This window comes from Streptomyces durmitorensis, from assembly GCF_023498005.1.
Lineage (GTDB): Bacteria > Actinomycetota > Actinomycetes > Streptomycetales > Streptomycetaceae > Streptomyces > Streptomyces durmitorensis.
Map to the genome: position 1 here is coordinate 5,496,360 of NZ_CP097289.1, position 18,179 is coordinate 5,514,538.

The 18,179-nt window shown below is 69.8% G+C and carries 14 protein-coding genes; 5 read left to right on the plus strand and 9 right to left on the minus strand.

Features of this window, described 5'->3' with window-relative positions; all coding sequences use genetic code 11:
* Together cbiQ and M4V62_RS24710 are read left to right on the plus strand one after the other, a co-directional pair.
* The gene (cbiQ, locus tag M4V62_RS24705) at window positions 1-762 is read left to right on the plus strand and encodes a cobalt ECF transporter T component CbiQ (protein ID WP_249589412.1); all 762 of its coding nucleotides are present in this window, start codon (window positions 1-3) and stop codon (window positions 760-762) included.
* Window positions 750-1,532, plus strand: coding sequence for an energy-coupling factor ABC transporter ATP-binding protein (locus M4V62_RS24710; RefSeq protein ID WP_249589413.1), 783 nt, complete (start codon window positions 750-752; stop codon window positions 1,530-1,532). The genes cbiQ and M4V62_RS24710 overlap by 13 nt, the downstream gene beginning before the upstream one ends.
* Here M4V62_RS24710 and M4V62_RS24715 read toward each other — a convergent pair whose 3' ends face one another.
* Together M4V62_RS24715 and M4V62_RS24720 are read right to left on the minus strand one after the other, a co-directional pair.
* Window positions 1,533-2,162, minus strand: a complete 630-nt coding sequence (locus M4V62_RS24715) for a hypothetical protein (protein WP_249589414.1) — start codon at window positions 2,160-2,162, stop codon at window positions 1,533-1,535.
* Window positions 2,162-6,733 (minus strand): DUF6531 domain-containing protein, encoded by a 4,572-nt coding sequence (locus tag M4V62_RS24720; protein ID WP_249589415.1) that lies wholly within the window; start codon window positions 6,731-6,733, stop codon window positions 2,162-2,164. Before M4V62_RS24720 ends, M4V62_RS24715 begins: the two co-directional genes overlap by 1 nt.
* A gap of 187 nt (window positions 6,734-6,920) precedes the next feature.
* Here M4V62_RS24720 and M4V62_RS24725 point away from each other — a divergent pair, with 187 nt between their 5' ends.
* Window positions 6,921-8,132, plus strand: a complete 1,212-nt coding sequence (locus tag M4V62_RS24725; RefSeq protein WP_344646364.1) for a serine hydrolase domain-containing protein — start codon at window positions 6,921-6,923, stop codon at window positions 8,130-8,132.
* On the opposite strand, the gene M4V62_RS24730 is transcribed toward M4V62_RS24725, so the two are convergent.
* Window positions 8,077-8,811 (minus strand): class I SAM-dependent methyltransferase, encoded by a 735-nt coding sequence (locus M4V62_RS24730; protein WP_249589417.1) that lies wholly within the window; start codon window positions 8,809-8,811, stop codon window positions 8,077-8,079. The two genes, M4V62_RS24725 and M4V62_RS24730, sit on opposite strands and share 56 nt — an antisense overlap.
* Before the next feature lie 801 nt (window positions 8,812-9,612).
* Window positions 9,613-10,077 (minus strand): ATP-binding protein, encoded by a 465-nt coding sequence (locus M4V62_RS24735; protein WP_249589418.1) that lies wholly within the window; start codon window positions 10,075-10,077, stop codon window positions 9,613-9,615.
* A gap of 159 nt (window positions 10,078-10,236) precedes the next feature.
* On the opposite strand from M4V62_RS24735, the gene M4V62_RS24740 reads away from it, so the two are divergent.
* Window positions 10,237-11,088, plus strand: coding sequence for a helix-turn-helix domain-containing protein (locus M4V62_RS24740; RefSeq protein WP_249589419.1), 852 nt, complete (start codon window positions 10,237-10,239; stop codon window positions 11,086-11,088).
* The gene (locus tag M4V62_RS24745) at window positions 11,085-11,330 is read left to right on the plus strand and encodes a DUF397 domain-containing protein (protein WP_249589420.1); all 246 of its coding nucleotides are present in this window, start codon (window positions 11,085-11,087) and stop codon (window positions 11,328-11,330) included. The genes M4V62_RS24740 and M4V62_RS24745 overlap by 4 nt, the downstream gene beginning before the upstream one ends.
* 18 nt (window positions 11,331-11,348) lie before the next feature.
* Here M4V62_RS24745 and M4V62_RS24750 read toward each other — a convergent pair whose 3' ends face one another.
* The 5 genes from M4V62_RS24750 to M4V62_RS24770 all read right to left on the minus strand — a co-directional run bounded on the left by M4V62_RS24750 (window position 11,349) and on the right by M4V62_RS24770 (window position 18,179).
* The gene (locus M4V62_RS24750) at window positions 11,349-12,200 is read right to left on the minus strand and encodes a DMT family transporter (protein WP_249589421.1); all 852 of its coding nucleotides are present in this window, start codon (window positions 12,198-12,200) and stop codon (window positions 11,349-11,351) included.
* A complete protein-coding gene (locus M4V62_RS24755) occupies window positions 12,197-12,700 on the minus strand; it encodes a YbaK/EbsC family protein (protein WP_249589422.1) in 504 nt (167 codons plus the stop codon). The genes M4V62_RS24750 and M4V62_RS24755 overlap by 4 nt, the downstream gene beginning before the upstream one ends.
* 79 nt (window positions 12,701-12,779) lie before the next feature.
* The gene (locus tag M4V62_RS24760) at window positions 12,780-14,429 is read right to left on the minus strand and encodes a penicillin-binding transpeptidase domain-containing protein (RefSeq protein WP_249592973.1); all 1,650 of its coding nucleotides are present in this window, start codon (window positions 14,427-14,429) and stop codon (window positions 12,780-12,782) included.
* A gap of 213 nt (window positions 14,430-14,642) precedes the next feature.
* Window positions 14,643-16,283 carry a penicillin-binding transpeptidase domain-containing protein gene (locus M4V62_RS24765; protein WP_249589423.1) on the minus strand — a complete coding sequence of 547 codons (1,641 nt, stop codon included), beginning with the start codon at window positions 16,281-16,283 and terminating at the stop codon, window positions 14,643-14,645.
* 147 nt (window positions 16,284-16,430) lie between these two features.
* Window positions 16,431-18,179: a dolichyl-phosphate-mannose--protein mannosyltransferase gene (locus tag M4V62_RS24770; protein WP_249589424.1), complete on the minus strand. Its 1,749-nt coding sequence runs from the start codon at window positions 18,177-18,179 to the stop codon at window positions 16,431-16,433.

Below are 18,179 nucleotides of genomic sequence, written 5' to 3' on the forward strand. Positions count from 1 at the left end.
ATGGGCGCGGGCCACGCCCACCGGCTCTACCGGCACGGCCACTCCCCGGTGCACGCGCTGCCCCCGCACACCAAGCTGGCGGCGGTCTTCTGCTTCGTGGTCGTGGTGGTCTCCACGCCGCGCGAGGCGATGTGGGCGTTCGGCCTGTACGCGGTGCTCCTCGGCGCGGTGGCGTACGCGTCCCGCGTCCCGCTCCCCTTCCTCCTCAAGCGGCTGCTCATCGAGGTCCCGTTCGTGGCGTTCGCGGTGCTCATGCCGTTCGTGGCGGAGGGCGAGCGCGTCGACGTACTGGGCATGTCCCTGAGCGTGAACGGCCTCTGGGGCGCCTGGAACGTCCTCGCCAAGGGCACACTCGGCGTCGCGGCGTCCGTGCTGCTCGCCTCCACCACCGAACTGCGCTCGCTGCTGCTCGGCCTCCAGCGCCTGAAGCTGCCGCCGCTGCTCGTCCAGATCGCCTCGTTCATGATCCGGTACGGCGACGTGATCACGGACGAGATGCGCCGCATGAAGATCGCGCGCGAGTCGCGCGGCTTCGAGGCGCGGGGCGTACAGCAGTGGGGCGTCCTCGCGAAGTCCGCGGGCGCGCTCTTCATCCGCTCGTACGAGAGGGGCGAGCGGGTGCACCTGGCCATGGTCAGCCGGGGTTACGCCGGTTCGATGCCGGTGATCGACGAGGTGACCGCCTCGCGTGCACAGTGGACCTACGCCTTCGCCCTGCCGGGTGCCGCTCTTGTCGTCTGCCTGCTGGGATGGATGTTGTGACCGCTCAAGCCCCTGTACCCGCCTCCCTTGAGGTCTCCGGCCTCGCCTTCGCCTACCCCGACGGGCACCAGGCGCTCTTCGGCGTCGACATGACGATCGGCCGGGGCGAGCGGGTCGCGCTGCTCGGCCCGAACGGCGCGGGCAAGACGACGCTCGTCCTGCACCTGAACGGCATCCTGACGGGCGGCGCGGGCACGGTCACCGTCGCGGGCCTGCCCGTCGGCAAGAAGCACATGGCGGAGATCAGGCGCCGGGTCGGCATCGTCTTCCAGGACCCCGACGACCAACTCTTCATGCCGACGGTGCGGGAGGACGTGGCCTTCGGCCCGGCGGCGGCCGGGATGCGCGGCCCCGAACTGGAGGCCAGGGTCCACAAGGCGCTGTCACAGGTGGGCATGGCGGAGTTCGCGGACCGCCCCCCGCACCATCTCTCCTTCGGCCAGCGCAGGCGGGTCGCGGTGGCGACGGTCCTCGCGATGGAGCCGGAGATCCTGGTCCTCGACGAACCGTCATCGAACCTGGACCCGGCATCGCGCCGCGAACTCGCCGACATCCTGCGGTCGTTGGACGTGACGGTCCTGATGGTCACGCACGACCTGCCGTACGCACTCGAACTCTGCCCCCGGGCCCTGATCCTGAGCGAGGGCGTGATCGCGGCGGACGGGCCGACGGGGGAGCTGCTCGGCGACGAGGACCTGATGGGGGCTCATCGGCTTGAGCTGCCGTTCGGCTTCGATCCGAAGACGGTCAAGGCCCGGACCTCCGGCTAGTCAGAAGCCCCACGGGTCGGGGTGCGGGGTGAGCGCCGGGTCCTCGGACCACACCAGGCGGGCCTCGACGTCGGAGGCGCGGTCACCGAGCAGTTCGGTCAGACGGTCCACCGCCCAGCCGTTCCAGTGGACGCCGCCCGGGAACTGAGGCAGGCGGAACGCGGGCAGATCGCGGGGTACGGCGTCGGGCAGGAAGACCGCCTGCTTGAACTCGCCCGTCGTCTTCTTCGGCTTCGACGACCTCCGCAGGTCCACACAGTCGACGACGCTCTCTACGAGGTAGAGCACGTACTCACCGGGGTCGGATGCCTTGGGGTCCGCGCTCACGATGTCGACCGGCAGCAGACGTCCCGCCCTGAGCAGTTCGTCCCGCCACTGATCCGCGACCCGCCTGCTGAGCGCCGGTGCCCCGGGAGTCCCCGACGGGAATTCGGATGCCCGCTCCCGCGGATTCCCGATCCATTCGCCGCTGATCGACGTCGGCGCGTCCGCGGGAACGGATCCGTTGATCTGCCAGCGGATCAGGCCGACGAGCGAGCGGTCGTACTGAAGATTCCGCACGGCGGTCATGCGGGGCATCAATCGGTATACGGAAAGCGGCTTTTCGGCGTTCGAAGCGTTCTCAGACATCACGGCACCGTCCAGAAAGCCCCGCGACCTGGCTGTCCGGTCGCGAGCTCCGACGAGACCTCACGGCCGATGCTCCGGAGTTCGCGCCGCAGTTCCGTACGAATCGCGCGGTCACCGAATCCGCGGGCGAGGCGGTCCGCCTCCACCGCGTGCAGACGGTCGTTGAGACGGGTGAGGAAAGGCCCGCGGTGCGTGTAATTGTGCGGGCTCGGATGCCCGAGCGGGATGCCGTTGGCTGCGTCATTGATATTCACTCCGTATCTGTCCAGAAGGGCCCGGCTGCGGACGCCAGGTGCCCAGTGGCCGTGCGTGCCACCCGATGGCACGAGGTGCGCCGCTGCCTCACCACGCGCCGGGCCGCGCCCTTCCCGCCGCATGTTCCTGCGCAGCCGCCGTGCGTTCTGCCGACAGGTCAGAAGGCCCAAATAGTCTATCCAACCCAGCGGATTGAGCACATAAGCACGAGGGTTGGGCCCGGCGTCCATTCCGAGCGGGTCCGGGCTGATGTAAAGCGCGGTCGCGGGGTCGTAATGCCGGAAATAGTTGTAGTGGAGCTGGGTCTCGGGGTCGAAATACTGTCCGGGAAAGCGGAGCGGTGTGTAGGCGGCCGCCTCGTCGTTCCACGCGGTGATGCCCCACAGCGTGGCATCGCCGTGCCAGGCGATGTCACCGGATTCGGAGACGAGTTCCGTGGGCGTGCCGACGAGATCGGTGACGATCGCGAAGAAGCGTTCGTCGATGACCTCCTGCGGGGCATCGGCCGACACCCGGCGTTCCGTCTGCGCCAGGGGGCGTACACCGTCGCGGTCCCAGGTGAGCGTGACCGCTTCGGGGCCGCCGGCTCCGGTGGAGGTCGTGGTCTGCTCGACGAGGTGCGGCCCGTCCCAGGTGAAGAGCACCTCCTCGACGACCTCCAGGTCCGCCGCACCCGGATCCGATCCGGCGGCGTGCCCCGCGGCCAGCCGCTGCTTCGCCGTGCGGCGCCCCACCGCGTCGTAGAGGTAGCGCCAGACCGTCCCGTCCGGTGTGACCACGGAGGTGAGGCGGTCCTCGGCGTCCCAGCCGTAGCGCCAGACGTCCGGCTTGCGGGAGAGCCGCGTCTTGCGGCGCAGCACCACGCGCCCCGCCGCGTCGTACTCGTAGTGCACGGATCCCGCGCCGGTCACGCGGTTGCCGCTGTAGGAGCGCTCGCCGCGCGCCTCCTCGTCCGGCATCCGGTCGGGCCACGAGGCCCGTGTCTGGTTGCCCGCGGCGTCGTAGGCGTAGGACTCCGTCCAGTCGGCGGCGCGGACCGCCGTGACGTGCCCGCTGGTGGCCAGGTCGAAGGTGCGACGGCCGGTGTCCTGGTCGTCCAGGGCGGTCAGGTTGCCGTCGGGCCGGTAGGTGAAGGACTGCGCCTTCAGCGGCCGTGCGGCGCCCGGCGCCGTCAGGGTCTGCCCGGTGACCCGGTCGCCCGAGTCCCAGGTCCGCCCGATCCTGGGCCCGTCGGCGCCGAGCCGCCGCGAGGTCTCGCGGCCGAGGGCGTCGTACGAGGACGAGAAGGTGCGGCCCGATGAGGTGAGCGTGGTGCGGTTGCCGACCGCGTCGTACGTGTACGCCGTGGTGACACCCGACGGTGTGGTGCGCACCGTCGGGCGGCCCGCCGCGTCGTAGGCGATGCGCAGTGCGCGCTCGTCGACGGCCTCGCCCGTGATGCGACCGCTGCGGTCGTACCGGTAGGTGAGCGTCGCGTCCGGACCCGCGGCCCGCAGGAGGCGGCCCGCGGCGTCGTTGGAGTAGGTGGTCGTCCTGCCGTCGACGGTCTTCGAGAGCGGCGAGCCCACGCTGTCGTACGTCAGGGAGATGGCCTGCCCGAGCGGGTTGGTCCGGCTGGTCAGGCGGCCGACCGCGTCATAGGTGTACGTGAGCGTACGTCCGTCGAAATCGGTCTCCGAGGCGAGCCTGCCCGCGGCGTCGAACTCGTAGTCCCAGGTGAGGCCGTGGGGGTTGGTGACCCTGGTGAGCCGCAGCTCGGTGTCGTGCGTGAACGCGTGGCGCACGCCGTCCGCCGTGGTGCGCGAGGCGAGCAGGCCGAAGGGGGCGTACGAGAAGCGGGTGACGCGGCCCACGGCGTCGGTGTGACTGAGCCGGTTGTCCTCGTCGTCGTACGTCCACGACTCGGTGGCGCCGTCCGGGGCCGTCCTGCTCGCGAGGTGGCCCTCGACCGTCCACGCCAGCTTTGTGGTGGCGTCCGTCGGGTCGGTGGCCTCGACTGTTCGGCCGAACGGGTCGTAGACGACGCGGGTGACCGCGCCGAGCGGATCCGTCTCCGAAACCGGCAGCCCTGCCGCGTTGTTGACGAATCGCTGGGTGGCGCCGGTCGCGTCGGTGACCGAGGTCACGGCGCCCGTCCCGTCGTGCGTGAACAGGGTGGTGGCCCCGTCGGGCACGGTGACCGAGACGCAGTTGCCGCGCTCGTCGTACTCCTGCCGCCAGACCGCGCCGTCCTGGGCCGTCTCCTCCACCGGCAGGTTCAGGGAGTTGTAGCGGGCGGACGTGTGCGTGCCGTCCGGCAGGTGGACGGCCGTCCGGTTGCCGGAGGCGTCCCACTCCATGCGCGTGGTGTGGCCCAACGCGTCGGTGGCGGACAGGAGTTGGTCACGCCGGTCCCACTCCATGACCGAGGTGTTGCCCAGCGGGTCCGTCTCGGCGACGAGCTGGCAGGCGTCGTTGAACCGGTAGACCGTGGCATGGCCAAGGGAGTTGACGGCAGTCGTCGTCCGCGTCCGGTCGGCGCCTTCCGCGTAGGAGAAGGCGTAGCTGAGGACTCCTTCCATGCCGTACGTCGCGGAGCACCGTCCTGCGGCGTCGAACTCGTAGCGGTACCAGGTGCCGTTGCGGTCCTCCCACCCGGTGACGCGGTGCGCGTCGTCGTAGGACAGCCGCTGCGGTCGCTCCGACGACGTGTAGATCTCCACGAGGTCGCCGTGCTCGTCGTATCCGTAGCGCATCAGCATGGGCCGGTCCGGATGACTGGCCAGGGTGAGGGCGACGACGCGGCTGTTCTCGCAGGTCACCGCGATGCGGTAGCCGCCGTGGTGGGCGATCTCCTGAGGCAGGCCCGCGGCGTCGTACGTGAAGGTGATCGTGTTGCCGTTGCGGTCGCTGATCTCGGCGAGGGGCAGGGCGGTGGGCGGCTGCCCCGGCAACGGCCGGAAGCGCAGTGTCGTGCCGGTCTCCGGCTGGTGCACCGTGAGCTCGCCGCCCGGGGCTCCATCCCAGCTCAGGGGCCAGACCGGACCTTCGAGGGGCGGCTCGGCACCGGCTCCGGCCACCGGAACGGGATAGTGCAGGATCATCCCGTCGTCGGTGGCGAACTGCACGCCTGCCTCATCGAGTGACAGCCGCTGATCGAGGGTCGAGGTCCAACTGGGGCCCATGAAAAGGCCACTGCGCACGCCGCTGCGGTGACTGCGCTGGAAGACCAGTGGAAGTTCGCCGGGCAGCTCGATGTCGGTCGCGGCCATCACCATCTCGCCGGTGGCCATGTCGACCGGGTCGCCGCAGGTGAAGAGCTTCTTCATCTGCCGCCCCATGGCCTTGAGCCCGCCCTTGAGGCCCATCCTCATGCCCTTGAGTCCCTTGGCGAGGCCGCGGAGGGAGGTGAGGCCCTTCATGCCGGGGATGCAGTCGAGGGCGGCGAAGGCTACGTCCCATAGGGAGGCCTCGCCGTTGGCGTATTTGTTGAGGGTGTCGGCGAGGACGACGAGGGCGGCGATGAGGACGATGGCGCCGAGGATCGGGCCGCCGATGATCATCGCGATGACGCCGAGTACGGCGACGACGACCTTGCAGACGGCGACGATGGTGTCCCAGTTGTCGGTGACCCAGTCCCCGACCTCCTCCCACCACTTGCGGTTCTGAATACCGGCGTCGGAGGCGTCTTCGAGCTTCTTCTTGGCGGTCCCGGCCGCGTCCTGGCGCATCTTGCGCGCGTCCTCGGCCATCTTCTTGGCGGCGTCGAGGTTGCTCTTCGCGGTGGACACGTCGGACTGGGCGGCGGTCTGGGCCTTCTCGGCGGAGTTGGCGTTGCGGGTGGCGGCCTTGACCTTGTCCGGGTCGGGCTTGGGGACGTCTTTCCCGCTGTCTTTGTCGTCCTTGTACTTGTCGGCTTCCTTGCCCGCCTTGTCCATCCAGGAGTCGGCGGAGGTGAGGCGGGTCTGGGCGGAGGACAGATCGCCCTGCGCCTCACGGCCCTTGACGAGGGCCTTGTCGGCGAGGGCCTGGGCGCGTTCGAGTTCGGGCCAGTAGGTGGAGAGGGCGTCGCCGGCCATCTCGTAGCTCTTCTTGAGCTTCTTCAGCTTGCCCGGCGCATCCTCGAACTCCGCGGTGAAGGACTCGGCGGTCTTGCCCGCCCAGGTGAGGATGGCGTCCTCACCTGCCATCCCCTTGATGTCACGAAGAACCTTCGAGACGTCGTCGGCGAAGTCGTGCAGATTCTTCGCCAGGTTCCGCACCCGGTCCGGATCACCGGGAGTCGGATCCTTGTCCAGGTCAAGGACATGCCAATCCGCCGGACGATTGCCCCCCATGTGTTGCCCCCCGAGACCTTCGTGCACCCCTGACTACGAGGCTGTGAGGTTACTGGCTGCGGTCAGAGTGAGGGAAGGGGCGTGTGGGCGCCCGGGGTGCGGAGGGGCTCCGTTTCGGTTTCGAACTGAAGGGCTGCTGAGGCGTTCGGTGGGGAATCGATGGGTGGGCATGACTGTTCGCCTTGCTATGAGTGACGGTGTGGAGGCGGGTATGGACGCGGACGTGGACGCCGAGTCGGGTGTTGCCGTACAGGGCACGGTGGCTGCCGGATTCGAGCCGGTTCGCGATGCTTTCGTTCGCAACTTTGGTGAGCGGGGGGAGCGGGGAGCCGCCGTCACCGTGTACCGCGACGGGCGGCCGGTCGTGGATCTGTGGGGCGGTACGGAGTCGTTCGACGGGGGCGGGGCCTGGGAGCGCGGGACCGCGCAGGTCGTGCGCTCGGCCACCAAGGGCGTGGCCGCCGCGGTCCTGCTCCTCCTCCACCAGCGCGGAGAGCTGGACCTGGACGCGCCCGTCGGGTCCTACTGGCCGGAGTTCAAGGCGGCGGGCAAGGAGAGGGCGCTGGTCCGCGATGTGCTCGCGCACCGGGCGGGGGTGCCCGCCCTCGACCGTCCGCTGACGCCCGCGGAAGCGGCCGACGCCGACTTCGCCGCCGCGGCGGTCGCGGCCCAGGCCCCGTTCTGGGAGCCGGGCGAGGATCACGGCTACCACGCGCAGACGTACAGCTGGCTCACCGGGGAGTTGGTGCGACGCGTGACGGGGCGGTCCATCGGGGAGTGGGTGGCCTCGGAGATCGCCGGGCCGCTCGGCCTCGACCTGTGGATCGGGCTTCCGGAGGGGGAGGCGGGCCGCGTCGGGCGGATCGGCCGTATCGAGGCCCCTTCGGCGGCGGGCGGCCTCAAGACCCGTCCCCGGCGGAATGTCGCCGAGGCGTACGCGAACCCCGATTCCCTCACCCAGCGGGCCTTCGGTGCGATCACCCCGTCGCCGGACGAGAACGACCCGGCGTACCGGGCGGCGGTCCTCCCCGCGTCGAACGGCATCGCGACGGCCGCGTCACTGGCGCGGTTCTACGCCTCGCTGATCGGTGAAGTCGAGGGCGGGGCAAGGCTGTTCACTCCGGAGACGGTGGCGCTGGCGCGGGGCGAGGTGTCCGCGGGGGCGGACCGGGTTCTGGTGGTGAAGACGCGCTTCGGGCTCGGCTACATGCTGCACGGGGGTGCCTCCCCGCTCCTCGCCCCCGGCTCCTTCGGCCACCCCGGCCGAGGCGGCGCCCTCGGCTTCGCCGACCCGGAGTCGGGCACGGCCTTCGGATACGTCACCAACGGCATGAACAAGGGCGTCACGGCGGACCCGCGGGCCCAGGCGTTGATATGGGCGCTGCGCGAGGCGGTGTAGCCCGCTGCGCGGGTGCCTGCGCGCGGACCATGAGGGTGCCTTGGTCCCTGGGATCGAGGGCCTTGAGGATGTGGGCGTCGATGTGGGTGAAGCCGTGCCGTTTGAGGATGTCCGCCCACATCTCGGGAGTGAACTGCCAGCGAAGTACGGTGAGTTCGTGCTCGCGGCCTTCGAGCCACTTCCCTCGCATCGGCTGGGGTCCGTGGAGCCCGGCAACGGGCTCGGCCTGGGAGAACGCGAAAATGCCACCGGGGGCGAGGCGCTTGGCGACGGCCGGGAACAGTTCTTCGGGCTCTGTGAACCACACGGCGCCCCATACCGAGTAGATCGCGTCGTACGCCGTGGAGCCGGAGGCGAGAAAAGCGCGGGCTTCCGCATGGACGAAGGCCAGGCCGGGTGTCCCCTGCCAGAGGGCCCGAGCCCGCGCGACCTGGACCGAGGAGAAGTCCACCGCCGTCACGTCCACGCCTTGGTGTGCCAGGTGGGCGGCTTCCGTGCCTTCGGCCGGTCCCAGCTCAAGGGCGCGGCGGGGGCTGCCGAGGATTTCGGCGCCGGGTCCGTGATCGGAGTACTGGGTCCAATTGAACCGGTCCGTCTGCGGTGCCGGCTGGGGGCCCTTCCCCTTGTGGGGCTTGTACTTGTCCCAGTACTCGGCCGGTGTCGTGGGCTCGTGGGGCATGAAGCTCCTCGGGGGCTGGCGGGACCGGTCTCCTTCGAGCTGGATACCGTATCGGCGCTTCCGGCTCGGCGGCCGACGGGCCGACGGGCCGTAGGGCACCCTGGGGTGAGGGGTATTGATTAGCGTGGTTGGTGTGAGTGGGTGGCTGAGCGAGCCTCCATCCCGTGTGGGCCCGCGCGGGTTCGGTGGGGGCTGACTTTCGTCGGCTGATCTACGTACGGCCCCCGATTCAGCAATCCCCTTAACGACGATCAACGGCCAACACCCCGTACAGCACCCCCCAACGACAACACCCCCGCTACGTCTGCCCGAGGGCCAAAAGACAGCAGCAACAGGGGGGCGGGCGGGTGGCGCACGCGTGGGGCGAGGGCTTCGCGGATGGGCCTCGCGGGGCCGATTGCAGAAAAGTTCCACTTCCTCCCCCGTAAACCCCAGCTCACCGCCCAACCAGGTGGGACTTTCCTGCAATGGAGGCTCATCGACGCCGAAAACGGACGGCCCGACGGAAGAGCTGGACAGTCCGGTGACGCCCAGCGAGGAGGTCGGCAGACGGCGCACCCCTCCGTCACCACCCACAGCCGCCCCCGTTGCTGTTGCTGCGTCTTTTGTGGTTGTTGGGCGCTGCTTCGGGGCGGGCATTGACGCCGCCCTCGGGGTCGGCCCAGCCCGTCGTGTAAACCCCGGTGTCCAACCCGTGGCCACGTTCGAACGTCAGGCGACGAAAGTCAGCCCCCACCGACCCGAGTGGGCCCACGGGGGATGGAGGCTCGCTCAGCCACCCACCCACACCAACCACGCTAATCAAAGCCCTTCACCCGGGGTGCCGATGCCGTCCAGCTCCGCGCGGACCGTCTTTCCGATGGGCAGGCGGTCGAGAACGGCCCACCGGTCGGCCAGCGCCTCGACGAGAAGAAGCCCCCGCCCGCCGTCCGCCCCGGCCGGCGGGGCGGCGACGGTTCCTGGTCCGTCGACGCGACGCTCACCGCGCGGGTCCGACACGTCGATGCGGAGGGTCTGCGCATCGAGACTGAGCCGCACCTCGAAGTCGCGGCCGGGAACGTGGCCGTGGGTGACGGCGTTGGCGGCCAGCTCGGCGACGAGCAGCGCGGCGGTGTCCGAGGCGTCGGAGTCGTACGGGATGCCCCATGCGTTCAGGCGGTGCAGGGCGAGGTGGCGGGCGAGGCGTGCACCTCGCGGAGTGGAGCTGAACCGCTGGGCGAACACACGCTCGGTGACCGGGGCTTGGGGAGTCTGGCTGGGCGTCATGGCCCCAAAGTGGCCGCCCGGGGGCTCCACTCACCAGGTCAGCGAATAGCACTCTGCGTCAGCGTACTAGTACGGAGAGCGGACAGGGGTGGCAACTGTCCGTAACCATACGTGAGTTGGGAGCGGGTCGCGGGGCAGGCGCAACGGAGGTGTCCTCGTATGACGGACGGTGCGGGCGGGTCGCCGGGATGCAGTGAGCCTGAGGTGTCGGACAGCCTGAGGACTTTCGGCGAGGTCTTCAAGGCCTTCCGTAAACGGGCGGGCCTGACCCAGGAGGAATTCGCCGAGTTGGTCGGCTACTCGGTTCAGACGGTCGCCAAGATCGAGCAGGGCCGCCGCTTTCCGCAGCCGGACTTCGTGGAGCGGGCGGAGGAGACTCTGGACGCCTTCGGGACGCTGCGGGGTGCGGCGCGGCATCTTTCGCGCCAGCCGGGGCTGGCGAGTTGGTTCCGGCAGTGGGCGAAGTTCGAGGCGGAGGCGGTGAGCCTGTACACGTACGAATGCCGGGTGGTGCCAGGCCTGTTGCAGACGGAGGCGTACGCACGGGCGGTGTCCTTCAGCGTGCCACCGCTGCCGGACGAGCAGCAGCTGAGCGAGCGCATCGCGGCGCGGCTCGCCCGCCAGGACCTGCTGGCCACGAGCCGGAAGCCGCCGACGGCGTTCAGTTTCATCGTGGAGCAGGCGGTACTTGAGCGGTATACGGGTGGGGAGGAAGTGGCGCGGGAGCTGTACGACCACCTCCTCGGCGTGATCGAGCGGCACTGGAACGTGGAGTTCCAGCTGATGCCCCTGCGACAGCCGGTGCATGCGGGGTTGGATGGGCCGTTGCGGCTGGCGGAGACGGCTGACAGTTGTTGGTTCGGCTACTCGGAAGGCCAGGAGAACGGACGCCTCATCACTGACGCGAAAGAGATGAGCCGCCTCCATCAGCGCTATGCCAAGATGCGCTCACAGGCCCTGACTCCAGAGGACTCCCTGGGCCTGTTGAAGCGATTGCGAGGAGCGCTATGAACACGTCCGACCTGGCTTGGTTCAAGAGCAGCTACAGCGGCTCGCAGGGCGACGACTGCGTCGAGGTCGCCCTCTCCTGGCGCAAGTCCAGCTACAGCAGCGGCAGTCAGGGCGACTGCGTCGAGGTCGCCACGTGCCCCGAGGCCGTCCACGTACGGGACTCCAAGCTTCGGCAGAGTCCGCAGTTCGCGGTCCCCGCGGGAGCGTGGCAGTCCTTCCTCTCGTACGCGACGAAGGACTGACGCGACGCCCGCCCCCCCTCACCCCGCGTGCAACATCAACCCGATCCCCGCCACCATCAACCCCGCCGCCACAAGCCTCGGCGCCCCGAACTTCTCCTTGAAGAAGATCGCGCCTATCGCCGCCCCGACGATGATCGAGGACTCCCTGAGCGCCGAGATCGGGGCCAGGTCCGCCTTCGTCTGGGCCCACAGGACCAGGCCGTACGCCGCCACCGACAGAGCCGCGCCGAGCAGCCCCACCGCCGCGAACGGCCGCAGCCGCCCCACCAGTTCGCCCCGCCAGCGGTACGCCGCGTACAGCGGGATGGCGAGGCCCTCCAGGATCATCAGCCACGCGATGTAGCCCATGGAGGACCCGGAGGCTCGGACGCCGAGACCGTCCACCACCGTGTACGCCGCGATCGAGACACCCGTGGCCAGCGCCGCGCCGATCGCCGTCCAGTCGGGGCGTCGGCCCGATCCTCGTATGCCCCAGAGCGCCAACCCCGTCAGGCCCGCGCAGGAGACCGCGACTCCCGCCGCCTGCCAGCCGTCCGGTACCTCGCCCGCGAAGACCGCGGCCAGGACGGTGACCACCAGCGGCGCCGTGCCGCGCGCGATCGGGTACGCCTGGCCGAAGTCGCCCAGCTTGAACGACTTCATGAGCAGGGCGTAGTAGCCGATGTGTATCAGTGCTGAGAGCACCAGGTACGGCCATGCCCCGGCCGCCGGTATCGCCGCGAACGGGGCGATCAGCAGGCCGATCAGCAACCCGCCGCCCGATATCAGCGTGAAGCCGACCAACTTGTCCGTGATGTGGTGCGCGATCGCGTTCCAGCACGCGTGCGTGACGGCGGCCAGCAGGACCGCCGCCGTGACCAGCGGCGTCACTTGTCGAGCTCGAGCTCGCGCACGTTCACCAGGGTGCCGTTCGCGTGGTTGATCAGGTCCTTGGGGGACATCGGGAAGACCGCGTAGGGAGTGCCCGCCGCCGCCCACACCACGTCGTGGTCGAGCAGGGAGCGGTCCGCCAGGACGCGCGTCTTCGTCACGTGACCGAAGGGCGGTACGCCGCCGATCGCGTACCCCGTGGTCTCCCGGACGACGTCCGCCTTCGCGCGCGTCACCTTCGCCGCGCACAGCTCCCACCGCACGAGCTCCAGGTCGACCCGCGAGGCCCCGTCCATCAGGACAAGGACCGGCACCCCGTCCGCCGCGAAGATCAGCGACTTGCAGATCTGGCTCAGCTCGCAGCCGATGGCCGCCGCGGCCTCCTGCGCGGTGCGCGTCGCCTCCGGGAAGCGGCGGACCTCGTTGACCAGGTCAGCGAGGCCGAGCTCGGCCAGGGCGGCGGCGAAACGGGGGTGGGCGGGGGACTCTGTAGCGCTCATGCCCGGCACGCTAGCGGTCCGTGTACGGGGCACGCGACCACGTATCCGCATATCGGACAGCCGGCACCGGGCAGAGCGACTACCGACCCGCCTGGAACATCGCCCGCACCAGCGGCCCCGCCGAGTCGCCGCCGTGTCCGCCCTCCTGCACCACCGCTCCCGCCGCCAGATCACCGCGGTATGCCGTGAACCAGCCGTTGGGCTTCTTCTGGCCGTCGACCTCCGCGGAACCCGTCTTCGCGCCCATGTCGGAGCCGAGCCCGGACATGGGCTTCACCGCGGTGCCCGCGACAGCCGTGTAGTGCATCAGGTCTCGCAGCGCCGAAGCCGTCGCGCCCGACATCTTCCGGGGCGCCGTCGCGAGCGTGCGCTTGTCGACGTCCGGGGAGACCAGGTACGGCTGCTTGAACGTGCCCGACTTCACCGTGGCCGCCACCGACGCCATGTTCAGCGGGTTCATGCGGACCCCGCCCTGACCGATCAGCGACGCCCCCATCTGCGCGTCGCTCTGCACGGGGATCGCACCGTCGAAGGACGGGGCGCCGATCGACCAGTTGTCGCGGCCGAGACCGAAGACCTCCTGCGCCTGCTTGGTCAGGGAGTCGTTCTGAAGCTTCTTGGCCTGGCTGATGAAGGCCGTGTTGCAGGACCGGGCGAAGCTCGCGCGGAACGTGCCGTCCTTGATCTGGAACTTGTCGTCGTTCTGGAACTTCCAGCCGCCGTACGTCACGTACTTCGGGCACGGATGCTTCTTGTCGACGCCCGCGAGGTTCTTCTCCAGGAGGAGGGACGACGTGATGACCTTCATCGTCGAGCCGGGGGCCAGCGAACCCTGGAACGCCGTGTTGAAGCCGCTGGGATTGGAGTTGGCGGCCGCCAGGATCTCGCCCGTGCTCGGCTTCACCAGGACCACCGACGCCTGCTTGCGCTTGCCCGTCTCCTTCTCCGCCGCCGCTTGGAGCGAGGCGTCGAAGGTCGTCTTCAGGGTGCCGGGGGTGCCGGGGGAGAGCGTGAGCAGCGTCTTGTCGGGCGTCGCCTTGGCGTCGTCCTTCGTCGTCGCCGACTTCTCGGCGTCCTTCGCGCTGTTCTTGCGTACGACGCGCAGCTCCACGCCCGCCTTGCCGCCGGCCTTGTCGCCGAACTTCTCGCGCATGCTGTCGAGCACCGTGCCGAGGGAGGGGTACTTCGCCTTGGTCAGCTCGCCGCCGTCCCGGTCCACCGCCTTGATCGGCGGGTCCCCGGCCTCGCCGGTGACCAGGCGGTCGCCGTCCTTCAGGTCCGGGTGGACGACGGAGGGCTGCCAGCCGACCAGCGTCTTGCCGTCGTGCTTCCTGCGCACCACGGTGAGCTCGGACTCGTAGGCGAAGGGCTTGCTCTTTCCCTCGTACGAGACCGTCGACGAGACCGAGAACGGCACCTTGGCGCCCGCCCGCTTGCCCGGCTCCATCTTCACCCGCGTGAGGTGGGAGTCCTTGGCGTACGCGGTGAGCGCGGTCTTCGCCGCCGTCCGGTCGTCCGTGAACGCCGCGGCCTTCGCCACGTCGCCCTTCTCCCACGCGGCGAGGAAGTCGTTCGTGGTGGCACGGACCTCGGCGGCCGTCGGCGGGCCCGCGGCCACCGGCTTCTCGTCGACCGTCGAGTCTCCGTCGTCGCCGGACGAGCCGCCGATCAGGCTGTACGCGGCGATGCCCACGCCGCACACGACCACGGCGGCGGCGCCGCCGAGCACACCGGGGTGCACCTTGGCGCTCTTCGCACCAGGTGTGCCAGGTGTGCCCGGCGTACCGGGATTACCCGGTCTGCCCGTGATGATCTTGATGCCCTTGCGCTCGCTGGCGCGCCCTCGCTTGCCCACTGACCCTCCGCAAATCCCAGAGCCCCCAAGCTCTGCACCGGAAGGCCCCACACTAGGGGGCTTTCATGAAGCCCCCGACCAATCACCTCAACTGCCTGCGGCAAGCACCGCCGCCACGATAGGACCCGCCGTATCGCCTCCGTGGCCGCCCTCCTGGGCCACCGCGGCGGCCGCCACGTCCCCTCGGTAGCCCGTGAACCAGCTGTTGGGCGTCTCCTGGCCGTCGACCTCCGCAGAGCCCGTCTTCGCGCCGATGCTGCCGCTGAGCCCGGCCATGGCGCGGGCGCCGGTGCCGCTGACCGCCGTGCGGTTCATCATCTGGCGCAGCTGCTGGACCGTGGACGCGGGCAGGCCGTCCGCCTGGGCCAGTTCACGGTCGTCCAGGCCCTGGGCGACGATGACCGGCTGCCGGAAGGCTCCCGTCATCGCGGTCGCCGTGACCGACGCCATGTTGAGCGGGTTCATCTGCACCTCGCCCTGGCCGATCATGTTCATCGCGCGGTCGCCGCCCCCGGACGCGGGGACCGAGCCGTCCACCGTCCGGATGCCCACCTTCCAGTCGAGGCCAAGGCCGAACCGGTTCTGCGCCTCCTCGCTGAGGGTCCCGTCCGTCATGCCTTCCTCGTCGACCAGCTTCACGAACGCGGTGTTGCAGGAGCGCGCGAAGCTGTCCGCCAGGGTCGCGTTCTCGTCCGGGGCCAGGCCCGGCAGGTTGCTGACCGTGCGGCTCTGCCAGGTCGCGCTGTCCGGGCAGGGCGCGGGACCGCTCGCCTTCGCCACGCCCTTGTCGATGAGCGTCGCCGCCGAGACGATCTTCATCGTCGAGCCCGGGGCCATCTTGCCCTCGAAGGCCGCGTTGAACTCGTCCTGCCGGTGGTTGGCCACCGCCAGGACCTCGCCGGAGCTCGGCCGCACGGCGACCACCGAGGAGTTCGCGTGCCGCGCCACCGCCTTCTCCGCGGCGCGCTGCGCGGGCGCGCTCAGCGTCGTCCTCAACTGGCCCGCCTTGCCCTTGGCGAGCGTGAGGAGCGTCTCGGTTCCCGCGGCTTCATCGTCCGCGTCCCCGTGCTGGACGTAGAGCTCGACGCCGGGGGTGCCGCCCGCCTTGTCGCCGTACTTCGCGCGCAGCTGGTCAAGGACCGGGCCGAGCGACGGGTAGTCCTTCTTGTCCAGGACCGTGCCGTGCCGGTCGACGGCCTGGATGGGAGGCGCCGCGGCCTCGCCGGTCCGCAGGGTGTCGTCCCTCTTCAGGTCCGGGTGGACGACCGAGGGGTCCCAGTCGACGAGCGCGCGGCCGGTGGTCTCGCCGCGCACGACGGTCAGTTCGGAGTCGTAGGCGAGCGCCTTGGTCTTCCCCTTGTGCGACACCGTGGCCCGGACGGAGAACGGCACGATCGTGCCGGTCGCCCTGCCCGGTGTGAGCTTCACCTTCGTCAGGTGGGCGTCCTCGCGGTAGCCGGTCAGGATCTTCGAGGCCACTTCGGCGTTGTTCGTGTACGAAGCGGCTTCCTCGGCATCGCCCTTGGCCCACGCGGTGAAGAACTTCTCCGTCGTCGCGCCGATCTCGCCGCTCGTCGGCGGCCCCGTCTTCACGGCCGCCGGGCCCGCGGCCGGCGAACCGCCGCCCCCGGTCACGCCGTTCACCAGGTTGTACGCGCCGTACCCGGCGCCCCCCACCATGACTGCGAACACCCCGCCGACCAGAGTGACCTTTACCCCTTTGCGCATCGCGCGCCCCCTCCCCAGGAGCCCTCCCGAATGCGTCCGGGAGGGTGGTTCGCCCCGAACCCTAAGCGGAGGAGGTGACGTACGAGGGAGCTGTTATCCGAAGGTGTCCAAGGTGCCCACTACATGGACATCGATGGCCCCCATGTCCTAGACCCACGTGTCCAGGAGCATGCGGGCCCGCCAGGAGTCGATGGGAATGGCCTGGCCGGTGTAAATGGGCCAGAACCAGATGAAGTTCCAGAGGATCAGGAGCACCAGGACGCCCGATGCCGCGGCGCCCACGACCCGCCGCCGTTCGCTGGAGCCGGGCGGGCCCAGGATCGCGCCGATCATCATCGCCACCGCGAGGCAGAGGAACGGCACGAAGACGACGGCGTAGAAGAAGAAGATCGTCCGCTCCTGGTACATGAACCACGGCAGATAACCCGCCGCGATCCCGCACACGATCGCCCCCGCGCGCCAGTCACGGCGGAACACCCACCGCCACAGCACGTAGAGCAGCGCGAACGCCCCCGCCCACCACAGCATCGGAGTGCCGAGCGCGAGGACCTCGCGGGCGCACTTCTCGGCGGTGCCTGCGGGGCAGCCGTCCTTGCCGGGCAGCGGCGACTCGTAGAAGTACGAGACGGGGCGGCCGTCGACGATCCAGCTCCACGGGTTCGACTGGTACGTGTGCGGCGAGGAGAGCCCCACGTGGAAGTCGTACACCGCGTGTTCGTAGTGCCACAGGCTGCGCAGCCAGTCCGGCAGGATCGTCCAGGAGCCGCCCTTGCCGTCCGTGGCCGCCCAGTTGCGGTAGTAGCCGCCCGTGCCGTCGGTCGGGGAGAGGATCCAGCCGAGCCAGGACAGGACGTACGTGCCGATCGCGACCGGCACCGTCGAGACGAACGCCGGGAACACGTCCCGCTTCAGGACCGCGCGGTAGGGGCGCACGGCCCCGGCGACGCGACGGCCGCCCACGTCCCACAGGACGGTCATCAAGCAGAAGAAGACCATGATGTACAGGCCGTTCCACTTGGTCCCGAAGGCCAGGCCCAGGCAGAGACCGGCAGCCCAGCGCCAGGGCCGCCAGCCAAGGCGCAGGTTCTCGGCGACGTACACGTCCGGGCGGACGATCCCGTCCTCGTCCTTGGGCAGCGCGGCCGCGAGTTTCTCCCGCGCCTTGTCCCGGTCGATCAGGAAGCAGCCGAACGCGGCGAGCACGAAGAACATCAGGACCTGGTCGAGCAGCGCGGTGCGGCTCATCACGAAATGCAGACCGTCCACCGCGAGCAGCGCGCCCGCCAGACAGCCCAGGAACGTCGAGCGGAAGAGCCGCCGCCCGATCCTGCACAGCATCAGGACCGACAGGGTGCCGAGCACCGCCGTCATGAAGCGCCAGCCGAAGGGATCGAAGCCGAAGATCCACTCGCCGATGCCGATGACGTACTTGCCGACCGGCGGATGCACCACGTACGCGGCGTCCGTGGGGATCGTGACGTTCGATCCCTGCTCCAGGACGGTGTCGTTGACCTTCTCGGGCCAGTTGACCTCGAAGCCCCGGTGGATCAGCGCCCAGGCGTCCTTCGCGTAATACGTCTCGTCGAATATCACGGCCTTCGGGTTGCCGAGATTCCAGAACCGGGTGATCCCCGCGACGAGCGTGATCAGCAGCGGGCCGATCCAGCCGGACCACCGGACCAGTTGATCGGCGTAGCTCCTGGGCATGCCGATCGACGCCCACAGCCGGGGGCTCGGTTCGGTGTACGCGGGCACGAGCCGGGCCCGGACATCGGGAGTGGGCCCGGTGGTGCGCGCCACGTAACCGAAGCGGCGCAGCCTGTGCTGCCACGACGGCTGCTGCTCCTCGGCTGCCTGGCTTTGGCGGGTGTCCGGGGAAGACGCGGTACTGGTCAC